Below are 16,170 nucleotides of genomic sequence, written 5' to 3'. Positions count from 1 at the left end.
GTTGATGGGTGCCGCTGTCGTCACAGGCCGTCCTCGAGGCGCTTCCTGAGGGTTTCCAGCAGGACGGTCGCGGCGGCCAGCGCTTCGCGGTCGAGGCCGGCCAGCAGGTCGGCGCGGAACGGCTGCGCTTCCGCGAGCACCTCGGCGTAGACGGTCTTGCCGGTGTCGGTCAGCTGCACGAGTTTGACGCGACGGTCGGTGGGCGAAGGCGCGCGCGTGACGAAACCGTCGCGCTCCAGGCGGTCGAGCATGGACACCATCGACGGCCCCTCGACGCCGACCAGGTCGGCCAGCGCCCGCTGCGACATCGGCGCGCCCGACTTGGCGATCATCGCGATCGTCATCCAGCCGGACTGGCCGATGCCCAGGTGCTTGAGGCGCTTGTCCAGTGCGAGCCGCCACAGGCGAGCGCTCGTGTGCAGGGCCGCCGAGAAGCGTTCCTCGACCGACTCAGGTAGTTTGCTCATCATTAGCCATAAAATAGATAGGAACCTATCGATTTTATGCTGCGCAACCGAACTGCGCAAGTGACAACACCGGGGTCAGAGCCCGTTTTTAATCAATTGCCCAAAATCGGGCTCTGACCCCGGTTTGTCCAAGGTGAACACGGCGTGCACGTCGCCCGCCACGACGCCGCGCGCATTCCTGATGGGCGGCGCGCGGTATTGCTCGAGATGCTTGCGGCGCGTGTCGTCCAGCAGGCCCAGTTGATCGAGCACGGCGAACGTGGCCGGATGCAGCGCGCGCACGGCGCCATCGGCCACCTTGATCGCGATGCCGATGCCGGCCGAGCGGATTCCGATGGCCTGCACCGCGTCCGCGCCGATCTTCGCGACCCAGTCGCCGCCGCCGGCCCGCATCCACGCGAGGTCGGTGCGCGCGTCGCCCGACACCATGTCGGGATGCGCCGTCATCGCGTCGAACAGGTCGCCCAGCGCGGCGCCGAGGCGCGCGTCCGCGCTGCCTTGCGCGAGGCGCGCGTACAGGTGCGCGAGGCGTGCCAGCGGCATCGCGTAGTTCGGCGCCGAGCAGCCGTCGATGCCCGTGGGGAGCGTGTCTTCCGTCATCTGCACGCAGTCGGCCAGCGTACTGCGGATCGCGCGCTGCAGCGGGTGCGCGGGATCGACATAGCCTTCCGTCGGCGCGCCGTGCAGGCGGCACCAGGCGAGGAAGCCGCTGTGCTTGCCCGAGCAATTGTGGTGGACCGTGCGCCAGCGGCGTTCGGCCGGCACGGGCAGCCCGACGGCGTCGTAGTAGAGCGGCGCCGCGCAGCCGCAGGCGAGGTGGCTTTCGTCCAGGCCGATCTTGTCGAGGATGGACGTCACGCCCACCAGGTGCTTTTCTTCGCCCGAGTGGCTGGCGCACAGCAGGGCCAGCTCGGCACGCGTGAGACCGAAGCGCGCGGGGCCGTCGTCGAGCACGAAGGGCAGGGCCTGGAACGGCTTCAGCGCGGAACGGGTGAAGGTCATGAAGTCGGGATCGCCCGCCGACCACAGCAGGCGGCCGGCGACGTCGACGACGGCGATCGAACCGTAATGGATGTTCTCGACCGCGTAGCCGCCGGCAAGCTCGCCGTCGGGCGGATAGCCACGCGTGGTGGCGACCAAAGGCACTGGATGCATCGGTTCGCTCCTTCGTCTGGATGGGCTGTTCGAAGCCGACACTGTAACGGATTCCGGCCGCCCGGGGAGCGCAAACGCGGCCCGGAACGATGCCAAAAACTATATGCATCCACAGCATTTCGGTCCGGTTTTTCGACAGTTCATCCCTCCATTTCGACGCTTTGGCGTCTCGCCGATGACGCCTCAATCCGCCTTTCCTACACTGTCATCACTCGCCGCACATTAACGACGCGGTGATACGAAAAACGGTGGACCGTTAGAGCATCCGACGATTCTTTTGAAATCGTGCTAATGGTCCGTAATACATATCGAAAATTAATCTCGGAGCAATCATGCGTATCGTACAAGCCCTGGTCTTCACCGCCGCCGCCACCCTGTCCCTGGGCGCTTTCGCCGACCCGTCCATCGCGCCGTCCTCGGCCACCGCCAGCGCCGTCACGATGTCGTCGTCGACGCACACCGCCTACCGCCTGACCCAGGATGAAGCCGAACACATGCGCGGTTCGTTCCGCCTCACCGACGGCCGCACGATCACGGTCACCAACCGGATGAACAAGCTGTACGTGGACCTGGACGGCAAGCGCGAGGAAATGGTGCCGGTCGCTCCGAAGAAATTCGTCACGCGCGACACGGGTGCCCAGATCGCCTTCAACCAGGTGCCGTTCGCCGACGAGGTCGTCGTCAACCAGGCCGCGCGCTGATGCGCGGCGCCGAACACGGCCGGCCTGGCCGATGCGGACCGGGCCGGCGCATGTCAACCGCGGGTCAGATCGGCGCGCCGAAGCGCCCGGCCTGGTAATCGATGATCGCCTGCTGGATTTCTTCGTGCGTGTTCATCACGAACGGCCCGTGCGCCACGACGGGTTCGCGGATCGGAAAGGCGTGACCGAGCAGCAGCACGCTGTCGTGGTCGGCCAGGATGTCCAGTTCATCGCCCTCCGCATCGAACTCCGCAAGGTGCATTGCGCTGACCGTTTCCGGCACCCCCTGGATCACGCCGCGCACGACGTACAGGAACACGTTGCGGTCGAGTAGTCCATCCACGTGCAGGCGCGCACCCGCGTTCATCTCCACCGTGCACAGCGACACGTCCGTCAGCGATGCGATCGGCCCCGTCACGCCGCCATACGTGCCCGACACGAGGTGCACGCGCACGCCATCGCCCTTGTCCACGACGGGAATCTCGTCGCGCTGCAGCCCGATGTAGCGGGGCGCCGTCATCTTCAGCGCGGGCGGCAGGTTGACCCACAATTGCAGGATCTCGAGCGGCCCGCCGCGTTCCATGAACTCGCGCGGCGACACTTCCGCATGCACGATGCCGCGGCCGGCCGTCATCCATTGCACGCCGCCGGGACCGATCACGCTTTCATGGCCCGCGCTGTCGCGGTGCGCGAGCAGGCCGTCGAGGATGAACGTCACCGTCTCGAAGCCGCGGTGCGGATGCGGGCCGAACGGCAGGCCGCGGTTATGCGGCGGATAGACCTGCGGGCCGTGATGGTTGAGGAACAGGAACGGATCGACCTGGTCGAGATGCGGACCCGGCACGGGGCGCTGGGTGATGAGGTCGCCGATGTCGTCGCGCAGCGCGGGGTGCACGCGCCGGATGATCTTGTGGGTCATGTTCGTCTTCGTTCGAATGTGCAGCGACTACGATAACCGATTGCGCGCGGAGGAGTCGCCAGCAATCTTTACGCATCCCTGCTATGCTCGTTTCCCCCTTTCACCTGGAGATGGAGACAATGCATACGAAGACCAGCGCACGCAACCTGGCCGTGGCCATCAGCCTCGCCTGGGCAGCAAGCGCGACGGGCGCACCCGCCCAGGCCGTTCCCGGCGACACGGCGATCAAGGCGGCCAAACATGCCGTCACGGCGTACCGCGACGACGTCGTCGACACCTTGGCCAAACTGGTCAGCTACAACACGGTCGCGGACAAGGACATCCCGTGCGACCGCAACCCGCGCCACCAGGCGTTCAAGGACGCCCTGAAACAGGAAGCGACGCGCCTGGGCCTGGACTATGCGGACTACGGCTGCGTGGCCATCGTCGGCCTGGGCAAGGGCGCTGTGCGCGTGGGCCTCGTCGCGCATGGCGACGTGCAGCCCGTCGACGCGAGCAAGTGGAAGAAGTCGCCGTTCGAGCTGGACCGTACGAGCGAGCCGGGCCGCCTGCTGGCGCGCGGCGCCGAGGACGACAAGGGGCCGATCGCCACCGCGCTGTATGCGATGAAGTCGCTGAAGGACCTGCAGGTGCCGCTGTCCAGGCGTATCGAACTGTACGTCTATATGGCCGAGGAATCGGACTGGGGTCCGCTGGAAGCCTTCATCAAGACGCACCCGCTGCCGCAGATGAACATCACGCTCGATGCGGAGTATCCGGCCGTGACGGCGGAGAAGGGCTATGGCACGCTGGCCGTGACGATGCCGGCCACCACGGCCGCGCCGCCGGCCGGTAGCCCGTTCGTCAAGGCATTCAGGGGCGGCTTCTTCGGCAGCCAGATTCCGGAAGATGCGCAGGCCACGATCGCCAACGCGACGCCGGCACTGGAAGCGCAGATCCGCGCGCGCGCCGGCAAGCAGGCGGGCATGCACTACCAGTTCGAGCGCAAGGACGGCGACCTGCTCGTCGTCGCGAAGGGCTTGTCGGCGCACTCGTCGAAACCGGAAGACGGCGTCAACGCGATCAGCATGCTGGCCGACGCGCTCGCCGTGCAGGCGTGGCCGGACACGACGGCAGGCGCGCTGGTGAATTTCCTCAACGAGATGGTGGGTACCGGCTACTACGGCGAGAAGTTCGGCAGCATCGCCTACCGCGACGCATTCATGGGCCCGATGACGTTCGCGCCGACCGTGATCCGCCAGCAGGATGGCGGCGCGCCGTTTGGTGGCCTTGAAGTCGCGATCAACATCAGAAGGCCGCAAGGCAAGACGACCGAACAGCTGACCAACGAGATCAACGCCGCGCTCGCGCAGTGGCAGGGCGCGCACGTGCAGCTGGCGAAGGTGAACATGCAGATCGGCGAACCATGGGTGCAGAAGGATGCGCCGCAACTGCCGGTGCTGATGAAGACGTTCGCGTACTTCACGGGCAGCAAGGATCCGAAGCCGGTCGCGATCGGCGGCGGCACGAATTCGCGCCTGTTCCCGCACGCGGTCAGCTTTGGCCCGGCAATGCCGGGCACGGTCTACACGGGCCATTCGGAGCATGAGTTCATCACCACGAAGCAGCTCCTGCTGAACCTGCAGATGTACACGGCCGTGCTCGCCGAGCTCGCGAAATAAATGTCGCAATGCAGCGCCGCCGGGTCCGTTTCCGGGGGCGCTTCACGATGTTGGACGCCCGGCAGTCATGTAGGCCGGCTTCTCGCCAAAATGTGTAAATCCTTCCAAAAGTTTTGTAGGTTTAGGCCTACATGAGCATGGTCTTCATAGGGGATAAATACCCGTTTCCCTAGGAGAGACAGCAGGCCGGGCCACGGCCGCCCGACCGGCCTCCCTGTGCCCCGTTGATTGTCGGAAAAGCTAGAGGTGGCCCCGAGAAAATGTGGCGAAAACGCCATGATAGGATCAGACCTGACGTAGCAATGCCTGACCTGTCGATGCCATGCACAGCCAAGAACTGATCAAACCTGACGGAAGACACCTGACGTTGTACAGCAGCCGGCCCATCCCGGACGGCATCGTCGCGACCAGTCCCTTCGCCGAATCGCAACACGCCAACCCGCACCTGCGCTGGCATCCGCTGCGCGGCGAATGGGTCGCATATGCAGCGTTCCGCCAGAACCGCACGTATCAGCCGCCCCCGCAGTACAACCCGCTGGCCCCCACGCGCGATCCCGAACACCCGACCGAGATGCCGGCGGGCGACTACGAGATCGCCGTGTTCGACAACCGCTTTCCGTCGCTCGCGCTGGACGCGCACGAGCCGCCGACGCTCACCGTGCCGACCGCGCCCGCCAACGGCAAGTGCGAAGTCGTCGTGTTCACGCAGGACCCGCAGGCGGCCCTGGGCCGGCTGCCGCTGGCGCGCATCGAACTGCTGCTGGAAGTGTGGGGCGACCGCACGCGCAGGATCGGTGGCCGGCACCACATCCAGTACGTGCTGCCGTTCGAGAACCGCGGCGTGGAAGTGGGCGTCACGTTGCACCACCCGCACGGCCAGATCTACGCGTACCCGTTCATCCCGCCCGTGCCCGCGCGCCAGCTCGCACAGGAACGCGAGTACTACCTGCAGCACGGCACGAGCCTGTTGTGCGACATGGCGCGCGACGAGGCGGCCGACGAGAAGCGCGTCGTGTACCGCGACGACGAGGCGATCGCCTTCGTGCCGGCCTGCGCGCGCTATCCGTACGAGGTGTGGGTGATGCCGACCGCGCCCTGCAAGGATTTCGCGGCCTTGAGCCCCGCGCAGCGTACGAGCCTGGCGCGCGCGCTGAAGACGGTGCTGCTCAAGTTCGACACGCTGTGGGAACGCCCGTTCCCGTACCTGATGACGTGGTACCAGGCGCCGACGGATGGCGCGGATCACCCCGAGACGCAGCTGCACTGCCAGTTCTATCCGCCGTACCGCACGCGCGACCGGCTGAAATACCTGGCCGGCACGGAGATCGGCGCCGGCATGTTCGCGATGGACGTGCTGCCCGAGACCACGGCGTACGAATTGCAGCAGGTCGAGGTGCGGCTGGAGGACGGGACATGAGCCGCGCCGCCGAGGTCGCGGACAAGCTCGCGCTGCTGCGCGCGGCATTGGCGGAGGCAGGCGCGCAGGCGATCCGGCTGCGCGGCACCGACTGGTTCGCGTGGGCGACGGCGGGCGGAGATTCGTCCGTGCTGCTGGGCGCCGATTGCGGCGTGGCCGAGGTGCTCGTCACGCGCGACGACGCCGTGATCCTGACGGACACCATCGAAGCCGAGCGCCTCCGCGTGGAACAGGTTCCGCCGGGCTTCACATTCCACATCGCGCCGTGGGCCGAGACGGAGCTGCGCGACACCTATGTGCTGGGCGTGGCGAATGGCGGCGCCGTGTTGTCCGACCATCCTCGCCACGGCAACAGTCATGCCGAACAGCCGCTGCCCGCGAGCCTGCGCCTGCGCCGCATGGTGCTGCTGCCGGCCGAACAGGAACGCTACCGCGCGCTGGGCCGCGACGCGGCCAGCGCGATGGCGGAGACACTCCGTGCCGCGCGGCCCGGATGGACCGAACTCGAACTCGCGGCGGCAGGCGCACACGCCTTGTGGCGGCGCGGGATCCAGCCCGCGCTCGTGCTGGCCGCGGGCGCACGGCGGCTGCCGCTGTTCCGCCATCCCGTGCCGGCCAACGAGCCGCTGGGCGCACGCGCGATGCTCGTGTTCTGCGCGCGCCGTCACGGCCTCGTGGCGAGCCTGTCGCGTGGCGTCGCATTCAGTCCGCTCTCCGACGACGAACGCAATGCGCAGGCCGACCTGCTGCAGGTCGAAGCGACGGGGCTCGACGCCGTGCGTCCGGGCCAGTCGCTGGCGGCCGTCTACCACGCGCTGGAAGCCGCGTACCGCCACGTGAACCGGCCGGACGCGATCCGCGAGCACCACCAGGGCGGCATCACGGGTTACCAGGCGCGCGAGATCGTCGCGAGTCCGAGCACCGCGACCGGGATCGAGACGGGCATGGCGTTCGCGTTCAACCCGAGCTTCGCCGGTATGAAGGTGGAAGACACGTTCCTGCTCGGCGCGAACGGGCTGGACAACCTGACGCTGGATCCGGACTGGCCGGCGACGACAATCCAGGGCCGTGCGCGCCCTGTCTGGCTGGAGGTGACATGACATGAACAATCCCGAGACCTTCTTCGGCGGCGCTCCGGAAGCGTTCGCGTCGGCCCCCGGCCGCGTCAACCTGCTGGGCGAGCACACGGACTACAACGACGGCTACATGCTGCCCGTGGCGACGCCGCAGCGTACCGAGATCGCCCTCGCGCGCAGCCACGACGACCAGCACCACCTGTACTCGGGCACCCTGGACGGCAACGTCACGTTCGCGGCGAAAGGGGGCAGTGCACCGCAGGGCTTCGGCAGCTATATCGAAGGCTGCATCCGCCTCGTGGAAGCGACGGGCGTCACCGTGCCGCCGCTGCGCGTGTTCGTGACCACGAACCTGCCCGTCGGCTCGGGCCTGTCGTCGTCCGCGGCGCTCGAAGTGGCGATGCTGCGCGCCATGCGCAACCTGCTCGGGTTCTCCCTCGACGACGTGAAACTGGCGCAGATCGCGCAGCGCGCCGAGATCGAGTTCGCCCGCGTCAACTGCGGCATCATGGACCAGATGGCGTCGAGCCTGTGCGACGAACGCAGCATGCTGTTCATCGATGCGCGCACGCTGGAACACCATCTCGTGCCCCTGCCGGAAGGCGCGGAGCTGATCGTCGTCGACTCCGGCGTGCCGCGCACGCTCGCGGCCAGCAAGTACAACGAACGCCGCGCCGAATGCGAAGAGGCGTCGCGCAAGCTGGGCGTGAAGGCGCTGCGCGACGTGACCGACCCGGCGGCCGTGGAGTCGCTGCCCGAGCCGCTGCGCCGGCGCGCGCGCCACGTCGTGCTGGAAGACCTGCGCGTGCTGGAAGCGGCGAAGGGCGTGTCGGCCGAGCGCTTCGGCGAACTGATGAACGCGTCGCACGAGAGCCTGCGCGACGACTACGAGGTTTCGATTCCCGAGCTCGACCAGCTGGTGGCCGCGTTGCGCGCCGCCCCGGGTGTGCTCGGAGCACGCTTGACCGGCGCGGGATTCGGCGGTGCCTGCGTCGCACTATGCCGCGCCGAAGGTAAAGAAAATTCGGCACGACAGGCAGCGGAAACTGCACTCTCCACCTACAACAAAGCAGGACGTCAGGGTCGCATCCTGATCCCGGTCCCGACTCAAGGAAAGGAAAACAATGAGCCAGTTTGAGTATCCCCGCCCGCAGCTGGTCCGCGACAATTGGATCAATCTGAACGGTAAATGGCGCTTCCGTTTCGACGATGAGCTGGTCAACAAGATGCCGGCCGGCGTGACCGGCTGGACCCACGAGATCAACGTGCCGTTCGCACCCGAGACGGAGATGTCCGGCATCCAGGACACCGGCTTTCACCGCTTTTGCTGGTACGAGCGCGACTTCGAGCTGATGCCGTCCGAGGAGCGCGTGATCCTGCACTTCGGCGCCGTCGATTATTTTTCCCGCGTGTGGGTCAACGGCCAGCTCGTGGCCGAGCACGAAGGCGGCCACACGCCGTTCAGTGCCGACATCACGTCCGCGCTGAACGGCAACGGCAGGCAGACCGTGACCGTGTTCGTCGAGGACGATCCGGCCGACCTCGCCAAGCCCCGCGGCAAGCAGGACTGGCTGCTGGAACCGCACTCGATCTGGTATCCGCGCACGACCGGCATCTGGCAGACCGTGTGGATCGAGAAGGTGGCGCGCACCTTCATCCGTTCGCTGCGCTGGACGCCGATCTTCGAGACGTTCGAGATCGGCTGCGAAGTGTTTGCCGGCGGCGACATCCAGGAAGACATGTTCGTCGAGGTCAAGATCTGGCACGGCGAACAGCTGCTCGCGGACGACAATTACAAGCTGCTGCAGGGCGAGGCGAACCGCAAGATCGCGCTGTCCGACCCCGGCATCGACGATTCCCGCAACGAGCTGCTGTGGAGCCCCGAGCGGCCCACCTTGCTGGACGCTGAGGTGATCCTGCGCTGCGGCGACAAGGTCGTCGACACGGTCAGGTCGTACACGGCGCTGCGCGCGTTCCACATCAACCGCGACCGCCTGCTGCTGAACGGCCGCCCGTATCCCTTGCGCCTCGTGCTGGACCAGGGCTACTGGACCGAATCGTTCCTGACGGCGCCGTCCGACGAGCATTTGAAACGCGAAGTCGAACTGGCCAAGCTGATGGGCTTCAACGGCGTGCGCAAGCACCAGAAGATCGAAGACCCGCGCTACCTGTACTGGGCCGACAGGCTGGGCCTGCTCGTGTGGGAAGAGATGCCATCGGCCTACCGGTTCTCGCCGCGCGCGATCACGCGCATCGTCAAGGAATGGACGGAGGCGATCGAGCGCGACTACAGCCACCCGTGCATCATCGTGTGGGTGCCGTTCAACGAATCCTGGGGCGTGCCGAACCTGACGCTGACCCAGGCGCACCGCAACGCGGTCGAGGCGCTGTACCACCTGACGCGCACCCTCGACGCGACCCGCCCGGTGATCGGCAACGACGGCTGGGAAGCCTCGGCCACCGACATCCTGGGCATCCATGACTACGACTGCAATCCGGACAAGCTGAAGTCGCGCTACGAGGTCTCCGACCCCGTACGCACGCTGTTCGACCAGCGCCGCCCTGGCGGACGCATCCTCACCCTGGACGGCTTCCCGCACCGCGGCCAGCCCATCGTGCTTACCGAATTCGGCGGCATCGCATTCGATCCGAACGCGACGCCCGAGGACGGCACGTGGGGCTATACCCGTGCCCATACGGCCGAGAGTTATCACGCGCTGTACCGAGATCTGCTGAAGGTGGTCAACGAGACCTTCATGTTCAGCGGCTTCTGCTATACCCAGTTCGCCGACACGTTCCAGGAAGCGAACGGCCTGCTCAACGCGGACCGTACACCCAAGCTGCCGTTCGAGTTGATCAGCGCGGCAACGCGCAACGTCGCCCTCGAACCCAAGGACGTGGAAGAGGAGGGAGACAAGCCGGGCTGACGCAGGCGCCGCCCGGCGCGCTCCGAACCCCGACGCGAGCACGGCACCCTTTGGGCGCCCGCCCCATCGCAGCGCGGCCACGGTTGATTAGCTCACCCTTGGCCACGCTGTGGACGGGTTCGCTCGTCCGTGCCGCGTGCAGAGCGTTCGCCGCAGCGGCGCGGTCGGTCGGCCCACGCCACCGATCAATTGAACGCCCCGCGCGGGCGAGAAGGAGCCATCATGTCCACGATCGTCGTTTTCAGCCACCTGCGCTGGGATTTCGTGTTCCAGCGGCCGCAGCATTTGCTGTCGCGCCTGGCACGGCATTACCCGGTCCTGTTCGTCGAGGAACCGGTGTACGATGACGGCGCCCCGTTCATGGAGCGATCCAGCCCCGCTCCGAACGTGACCGTGTGCCGCGCGCACACCCCGATCCACGCCAACGGTTTCCACGACGACCAGCTGCGGCTGCTCCAGCCCATGGTCGCGCAGTTGGCACCGCCAGGAGAGGAGGTCGTCGCGTGGTTCTACACGCCGATGGCCCTGCCGCTGCTGCAATCGTTGCGGCCCGCGCTCGTCGTGTACGACTGCATGGATGAACTGGCCTCGTTCCGCAATCCTCCGAAGCAATTGCTGCAGCGTGAAAGCGCGCTGCTCTCCATCGCCGACCTCGTGTTCGCCGGCGGCCCCAGCCTGTACGAGGCCAAGCGCCACCGCCACCCGAACGTCCACTGCTTTTCCAGCAGCGTCGACGTCGTGCACTTCCAGCAGGCGCTGGACCGCACGCGCACGCATCCTCAGCAGGACGCCATCCCGCACCCGCGCCTCGGCTTCTACGGCGTGCTGGACGAGCGCTTCGACCCGGACCTCGCCGGCGTCGTCGCCGACGCGCACCCCGAGTGGCAGATCGTGCTGGCCGGACCGGTCGTCAAGATCGATCCGGAGCGTCTTCCACGCCGCCCCAACATCCACTACCTGGGCCAGCAGCCGTACGCCGCGTTACCCGACCTGCTGGCGGGCTGGGACGTGTGCCTGATGCCGTTCGCCATCAACGAGGCGACCAGGTTCATCAGCCCCACCAAGGTGCTCGAATACATGGCGGCGCAACTGCCGATCGTCAGCACGCCGATCGCCGATGTCGCCAATCCCTACGGCCACGTGGTCGCCATCGCGGACACGCCTGACGAATTCGTCGCGGCCTGCGAGGCGGCACTCGCGCAGACCTCCGAACAGCGCCGCCACATGGTCGACGCGATGCAGGCCGTCGTGGCCGCCACGTCGTGGGACAACACGGCCGCGCGCATGCGCGAGCTGATCGACACGGCGCCGCCGCACACGGACCGGCGCGCCACGCCGCGCAGCCTGGATGCGGCCGACGATCCTGCCGCCGCGTCCTTGCGCGGGTCGAAAGTGAACACGCTGCGCGCGCACGAGCCGCACGTGGGCACGGTCGTCATCGGCGGCGGACCGACGGGGCTGTCGGCCGCGTACCACCTCGGCGCGGATACCTTGCTGCTGGACCGCAACGAAGCCGTCGGCGGCTGGTGCCGCTCCATCGAGGACAACGGCTTCACGTTCGATCACGCGGGCCACATCATGTTCTCGAACGACCCCTACGTCCTCAAGATGTACGAGGTGCTGCTGGGCGATAACGTGCACTGGCAGAACCGCGAAGCCTGGATCTACAGCAAGGGCGTCCACACCCGCTACCCGTTCCAGGGCGCGCTGTACGGCCTGCCGCCGAAGGTCGTCACGGAGTGCGTCATGGGCGCCATCGAGGCGCGCTACGAAAGCGCGGAGAGCAGGACGGCGGCCGCGCAGGCCGTCGACGACTGCTGCGCCGACGGCACGACGGACGTGTGCAACACGGATCGCTCGGTGAAAGGCGAAGTGAAGAACTTCGAACAGTTCATCTACAAGGTGTGGGGCAAGGGCATCGCGAAACACTTCGCGATCCCGTACAACCGCAAGATCTGGACCGTACCGTTGTCCGAGATGGAGACGTCGTGGCTGGGCGGCCGCGTGCCGCTGCCGAACCTGGAAGAGATCATCCAGGGCGCGCTGGAACCGTCGCCGAAGCCGCTGGGGCCGAACGCCCGTTTCGGCTATCCGCTGAAGGGCGGCTTCCAGGCATTGATGAACGGCTTCCTCCCGCATATCAAGGGCAAGATCGAACTGAATGCCGACGTCGTGCAGGTGCTGCCGCGCGAACACATCGTCGCCCTGCGCGACGGGCGCCGCTTCCGCTACGACGACCTGATTTCCACGATGCCGCTGCCCGAGCTGATCAAGGCGATCGGCAACGAGGCGCCGGAAGAGGTGAGGGCGGCGGCAAAGGGCCTGCGCCACGTGTCGATCCGCTGCGTGAACATCGGCATCGACCGCGTCGCCACCGACAAGCACTGGATCTACTATCCGGAAGACACGATCTTCCACCGCATCTTCGTGCAGGGCAATGCGAGCCCAGGCTGCAATCCGCCGGGCGGCTTCGGCTTCACCTGCGAGATCTCGTACTCACCGTATAAACCGCTGCCAGTCGACGGCGAGGCGCTGGTCGCGCGTGCCATCGAGGATTGCCGCAAGGTCGGCATGATCCAGGACGGCGACACGATCCTCGCCGCGAACCAGGTCGACATGCCGTACGCCTACGTGCTGTACGACCACGCGCGCGCCCGCAACGTCGAGACGTGCAAGGCATGGCTGAAGCAGTACGACATCACGCTCGTCGGCCGCTACAGCGAGTGGGAATACTACAATTCCGACCACGCCCTGCTGGCCGGCAAGCGCGGCGCCGACATCGTGCATGCCAAGCGCGCGCGGGCGCAGAAAGCCAGTTCGGAATAGAGGCGCGCGCCCGCCTGGTGCTGCCTAGTGTTGTATGGCGCCGCCGGACAGGCTGACCCGGTCGCCGGTGCGGAAATCCGGCGTCGCCTGCTGGGTCACGACCTGCGTGCTGCCGTCGTCCATGCGCAGGGTGACGCGGTAGACGCGGTCGGACGAGGAACCCGACGTGCCGCCGGCGCTGCTGCCCATGGCGGCGCTGGCGCTGGTATCGCCTTCGGTGGCGGCGCTGCTCGACCGGGGCATGACTTCGATGGCGGCGACGGTGGCGTTCGGGCTCATGCTGGACGCGGCCGTGCCGCCGCCCGACGCGCCGTAGCTGCTCTGGCTGCCGCCGGTCATGCCGCTGCCGGTGGTGGCGCCCTGGTCCTGCGTCATGCCGGAGGTGCCTTGCGAGCCGGACGTGTCGTAGCCGCTCGAGCTGCCCGCCGCGCCGGAGCTGCCGGAGGAACCGGACGAGCCCGAGGACCCGCTGGCGCCACCCCAGCTGCCCGATCCTTGCGATCCGGTGCCGCCGCCGGTGCCCGACATGCCGCCGCTGGTCGACGTGCCCGTGGCCGTGCCGCTGCTGCCTGTCTCGCCGCCGCCGCTGCTGCCGCTGCTGCCCATGCCGCCGCCGCGCCAGGAACTGCACGCGGACAGCCCGACTGCCAGCGCCAGCAAGCCCGCCAGGAAGACGCTCTGGTGTTTTTGCTTCATGATCAACTCCTTCTGATGGGATAGTGTCAGGTTAGATGAGTGACGATGCCGCGTGCCACTTTGGTAAGAGGCGTGTTCGGTATCGGCGTTCAAACTGCCTGTCGTTGAACATGAGCCACGTCAAAGTCGTGGCGCGCCGGCTCAGCGTCCGGCGTCGACGGTGGCGCGCGCTGCCAGCAGGGCCATCACGCTGCCCACCACGATGGCGGCGCTGACGTCGACGGCCCAGTCGCGCACGCTGGCGCCGCGGTAGGGAAAGAAACTCTGCACGTATTCGTCGCCCGCGCCCATCGCCGCGACCGCCAGCACGGCCTTGCAGGCGCGTGCGAGCGGCGTGCCGCGGCTGCCGCTGAACCACAGCGCAGCCAGCACGGCATAGGCGATCGAATGCAGGACGGCTCCCGGTGCGTAGGCGGCGATGTCGGCGCGGGCGCCTGGAACGTTGCCGACCGTAATGATTGTCACGTACACCAGGACGGCTCCGGCAAGGCACAGCAGGCGCACGCGCGGATTCTGCAGGAAGGCGAATAAAGGCATCGTCATGGCAAGGCAGCTCGGAAAAACGCTCACCTTACCATGCTCGTTGTGCACGTGCACATGACACGTGTGCCGGCCTCAGATCGTGAGGGCTGACGCGCCGTTCGGGTAGTGGGCGTCGAAACAGCTGGCGCAGTCGGCGCAGAACAGGTGGGCCACGCGCACCGAGGACTGGCGCAGGACCAGTTTCAAGTGGCCGCTCTGGCATTTGGGACAGATCTCCCGGACGCTGCCGAAAGTCAGTACGTTAAGGGGTTGCCCGTCATCGTCGAGGTGGTCGACGACCATGCGCGGATTGAGCTCGCTGAGAACCAGGCAGTCTTCCGGTTCCGCATGGCGGCGGCGCGATGGTTCGGGGTGCTGCTGGGGTGGCGACATCGTCTCAGGTACAGGTAAAGTCATTGGACCGGCTCCTTGGAATAGTCTTGTCCCCACGCGACTGGAAAAATCGCGAGGCGCGAATTTCATCATAGCGGAAACCTGAGATGGTTCAAGTACGACAACGAAAGATTTGTCCAGTGCGTGGCGAACACAACAACAAGGATACGGAACAAAAAAATGCCCGCCAACGGAGGACGGGCACAACCCAAGATCGGGCCAAGAGACGCAGAATCCGGTGCGGTGTGCCGCGAGCGACACACCTTCTGCGATCACGCATATCGGTTGCGTGTATGCAGATGAACTCAGTATAAAGACACAATGTGAAAGGGTGATGACACATATCAAGGGTGTGCCCCTTTGTGCCGGAACGTTTTCGGATGGGACCGGTCACGTCGCGTGACGCCGATAAAAAAAAAGCCCGCTGTTAGCGGGCTTCAAACTATTTTCTTGGAGGAGAATAGTGGAGACAGGTGCCATTATGTTGCGGTGCGATATATGTGTCCAATGATGAATTCGGATATCTGTCATTGCCCCGGGTGATAATGGTTCAGCTCGCTATTCATTCTTGACGGGCACCGTGTAGTTCAGCGCCATGCGGCCACCGTCCGCATACAACGTCTGGCCCGTCATGTACGACGCATCGTCGCTGGCGAGGAACGCGGCGATGGCGGCGATTTCTTCCGGTTCGCCGCAGCGGCCCAGCGGCGTGCGCGACAGGATCGTGTGGCGCGCCTCCGGGCTGCCCAGCACGGCCTGCTTCGCCAGTTCCGTCAGGATCGTGCCCGGGCCGATCGCATTGACGCGGATGCCGTGCTGGGCCAGGCTGATGGCCATCACGCGCGTGAGCTGGTTGACGCCGCCCTTGGACACGACGTACGGGATCTGGTTTGGAATCGTCAGCTCCGCGTTCACGCTCGACATGTTGATGATGCACCCGCGCTGTTGCGTATCGTTGCGCTTGACCATTCCGCGCGCGACGGCCTGGCTGCACAGGAACATGGACTTCAGGTTGATGCGCAGGACGCGGTCGAAATCCTCCTCGTCGAGGTCGAGGAAATCGGCGGCATGCGTGACGCCGGCATTGTTGACGAGGATGTCGACGTGGCCGAACGCGGCCAGCGTGGCGGCGACCATCGCGTCGACTTCGGATTTGACGCTCACGTCCGCCTGGAAGAAGCGGGCAGTGTCGCCCAGCGCCTCAGCCGCGGCCGCGCCTTCGGGCCGCACGTCGACGAGCATCACGCGCGCGCCCTCGCGCACGAGGCGTTCGGCGCACGCCAGGCCGATGCCCTGGCTGGCGCCGGTGACGATGGCGACTTTATCGATGAGTTTCATGGTGTCCTCGCTGCTGCGGTGAAAAGAAAAGGCCGCCATTGTAGCGGGACGGGTCAGTCGTCCAGTCTCCGG

The 16,170-nt window shown here is 66.4% G+C and carries 14 protein-coding genes; 7 read left to right on the top strand and 7 right to left on the bottom strand.

Annotated features, from left to right (window positions below; genetic code table 11):
- Positions 1–20: 20 nt before the first annotated feature.
- Together ACL58G_RS28505 and ACL58G_RS28500 are read right to left on the bottom strand one after the other, a co-directional pair.
- Entirely contained in the window at positions 21–467 is a 447-nt protein-coding gene (locus ACL58G_RS28505; RefSeq protein ID WP_413387214.1) for a MarR family winged helix-turn-helix transcriptional regulator, read from the bottom strand.
- Positions 468–542: 75 nt separating this feature from the next.
- On the bottom strand, positions 543–1,622 hold the full coding sequence (locus ACL58G_RS28500) for an asparaginase (RefSeq protein WP_440963893.1): 1,080 nt from the start codon (positions 1,620–1,622) through the stop codon (positions 543–545).
- A 332-nt stretch (positions 1,623–1,954) separates the two neighbouring features.
- Between ACL58G_RS28500 and ACL58G_RS28495 the strand changes: the two genes are divergently transcribed.
- Positions 1,955–2,323: a hypothetical protein gene (locus ACL58G_RS28495; protein WP_413387216.1), complete on the top strand. Its 369-nt coding sequence runs from the start codon at positions 1,955–1,957 to the stop codon at positions 2,321–2,323.
- 64 nt (positions 2,324–2,387) lie between these two features.
- Here ACL58G_RS28495 and ACL58G_RS28490 read toward each other — a convergent pair whose 3' ends face one another.
- Positions 2,388–3,242 carry a pirin family protein gene (locus tag ACL58G_RS28490; RefSeq protein ID WP_440963892.1) on the bottom strand — a complete coding sequence of 285 codons (855 nt, stop codon included), beginning with the start codon at positions 3,240–3,242 and terminating at the stop codon, positions 2,388–2,390.
- A 119-nt stretch (positions 3,243–3,361) separates the two neighbouring features.
- Between ACL58G_RS28490 and ACL58G_RS28485 the strand changes: the two genes are divergently transcribed.
- The 6 genes from ACL58G_RS28485 (at position 3,362) to ACL58G_RS28460 (ending at position 13,149) form a co-directional block, all read left to right on the top strand.
- Positions 3,362–4,903, top strand: a complete 1,542-nt coding sequence (locus ACL58G_RS28485) for a dipeptidase (RefSeq protein WP_440963891.1) — start codon at positions 3,362–3,364, stop codon at positions 4,901–4,903.
- A 322-nt stretch (positions 4,904–5,225) separates the two neighbouring features.
- Complete coding sequence (galT, locus tag ACL58G_RS28480; RefSeq protein ID WP_440963890.1) at positions 5,226–6,320, top strand: galactose-1-phosphate uridylyltransferase; 1,095 nt, start codon at positions 5,226–5,228, stop codon at positions 6,318–6,320.
- On the top strand, positions 6,317–7,420 hold the full coding sequence (locus ACL58G_RS28475; protein WP_440963889.1) for a M24 family metallopeptidase: 1,104 nt from the start codon (positions 6,317–6,319) through the stop codon (positions 7,418–7,420). The genes galT and ACL58G_RS28475 overlap by 4 nt, the downstream gene beginning before the upstream one ends.
- 1 nt (position 7,421) lies before the next feature.
- A complete protein-coding gene (gene galK / locus ACL58G_RS28470) occupies positions 7,422–8,534 on the top strand; it encodes a galactokinase (protein ID WP_413387221.1) in 1,113 nt (370 codons plus the stop codon).
- Positions 8,521–10,323: a glycoside hydrolase family 2 protein gene (locus ACL58G_RS28465; protein WP_440963888.1), complete on the top strand. Its 1,803-nt coding sequence runs from the start codon at positions 8,521–8,523 to the stop codon at positions 10,321–10,323. Before galK ends, ACL58G_RS28465 begins: the two co-directional genes overlap by 14 nt.
- Positions 10,324–10,545: 222 nt before the next feature.
- Positions 10,546–13,149, top strand: coding sequence for an NAD(P)-binding protein (locus ACL58G_RS28460; protein ID WP_440963887.1), 2,604 nt, complete (start codon positions 10,546–10,548; stop codon positions 13,147–13,149).
- 24 nt (positions 13,150–13,173) lie between these two features.
- Here the strand turns inward: ACL58G_RS28460 and ACL58G_RS28455 are convergent, their stop codons facing one another.
- From ACL58G_RS28455 to ACL58G_RS28440, 4 genes are all read right to left on the bottom strand, one after another.
- The gene (locus ACL58G_RS28455; protein WP_440963886.1) at positions 13,174–13,845 is read right to left on the bottom strand and encodes a hypothetical protein; all 672 of its coding nucleotides are present in this window, start codon (positions 13,843–13,845) and stop codon (positions 13,174–13,176) included.
- 141 nt (positions 13,846–13,986) lie between these two features.
- The gene (locus ACL58G_RS28450; protein WP_413344336.1) at positions 13,987–14,388 is read right to left on the bottom strand and encodes a VanZ family protein; all 402 of its coding nucleotides are present in this window, start codon (positions 14,386–14,388) and stop codon (positions 13,987–13,989) included.
- Between the two features lie 72 nt (positions 14,389–14,460).
- Positions 14,461–14,784, bottom strand: a complete 324-nt coding sequence (locus tag ACL58G_RS28445) for a hypothetical protein (RefSeq protein WP_440963885.1) — start codon at positions 14,782–14,784, stop codon at positions 14,461–14,463.
- Positions 14,785–15,318: 534 nt separating this feature from the next.
- Positions 15,319–16,098, bottom strand: a complete 780-nt coding sequence (locus ACL58G_RS28440) for an SDR family NAD(P)-dependent oxidoreductase (protein ID WP_440963884.1) — start codon at positions 16,096–16,098, stop codon at positions 15,319–15,321.
- Positions 16,099–16,170 lie beyond the last annotated feature (72 nt).

Origin of the sequence: Massilia sp. GER05 (genome assembly GCF_052056005.1) — a bacterium.
GTDB classification, from domain to species: domain Bacteria; phylum Pseudomonadota; class Gammaproteobacteria; order Burkholderiales; family Burkholderiaceae_D; genus Telluria; species Telluria orientalis.
Note: the sequence above shows the minus strand (reverse complement) of the source record. Positions and strands in the feature narration are given on the sequence as shown.

Excerpts from the sequence above, each read along its gene's own strand:
- ACL58G_RS28505 (WP_413387214.1), bottom strand. The coding sequence starts at position 467 with ATGAGCAAACTACCTGAGTCGGTCGAGGAACGCTTCTCGGCGGCCCTG.
- ACL58G_RS28500 (WP_440963893.1), bottom strand. The coding sequence starts at position 1,622 with ATGCATCCAGTGCCTTTGGTCGCCACCACGCGTGGCTATCCGCCCGAC.
- ACL58G_RS28495 (WP_413387216.1), top strand. The coding sequence starts at position 1,955 with ATGCGTATCGTACAAGCCCTGGTCTTCACCGCCGCCGCCACCCTGTCC.
- ACL58G_RS28490 (WP_440963892.1), bottom strand. The coding sequence starts at position 3,242 with ATGACCCACAAGATCATCCGGCGCGTGCACCCCGCGCTGCGCGACGAC.
- ACL58G_RS28485 (WP_440963891.1), top strand. The coding sequence starts at position 3,362 with ATGCATACGAAGACCAGCGCACGCAACCTGGCCGTGGCCATCAGCCTC.
- galT (WP_440963890.1), top strand. The coding sequence starts at position 5,226 with ATGCACAGCCAAGAACTGATCAAACCTGACGGAAGACACCTGACGTTG.
- ACL58G_RS28475 (WP_440963889.1), top strand. The coding sequence starts at position 6,317 with ATGAGCCGCGCCGCCGAGGTCGCGGACAAGCTCGCGCTGCTGCGCGCG.
- galK (WP_413387221.1), top strand. The coding sequence starts at position 7,422 with ATGAACAATCCCGAGACCTTCTTCGGCGGCGCTCCGGAAGCGTTCGCG.
- ACL58G_RS28465 (WP_440963888.1), top strand. The coding sequence starts at position 8,521 with ATGAGCCAGTTTGAGTATCCCCGCCCGCAGCTGGTCCGCGACAATTGG.
- ACL58G_RS28460 (WP_440963887.1), top strand. The coding sequence starts at position 10,546 with ATGTCCACGATCGTCGTTTTCAGCCACCTGCGCTGGGATTTCGTGTTC.
- ACL58G_RS28455 (WP_440963886.1), bottom strand. The coding sequence starts at position 13,845 with ATGAAGCAAAAACACCAGAGCGTCTTCCTGGCGGGCTTGCTGGCGCTG.
- ACL58G_RS28450 (WP_413344336.1), bottom strand. The coding sequence starts at position 14,388 with ATGACGATGCCTTTATTCGCCTTCCTGCAGAATCCGCGCGTGCGCCTG.
- ACL58G_RS28445 (WP_440963885.1), bottom strand. The coding sequence starts at position 14,784 with ATGACTTTACCTGTACCTGAGACGATGTCGCCACCCCAGCAGCACCCC.
- ACL58G_RS28440 (WP_440963884.1), bottom strand. The coding sequence starts at position 16,098 with ATGAAACTCATCGATAAAGTCGCCATCGTCACCGGCGCCAGCCAGGGC.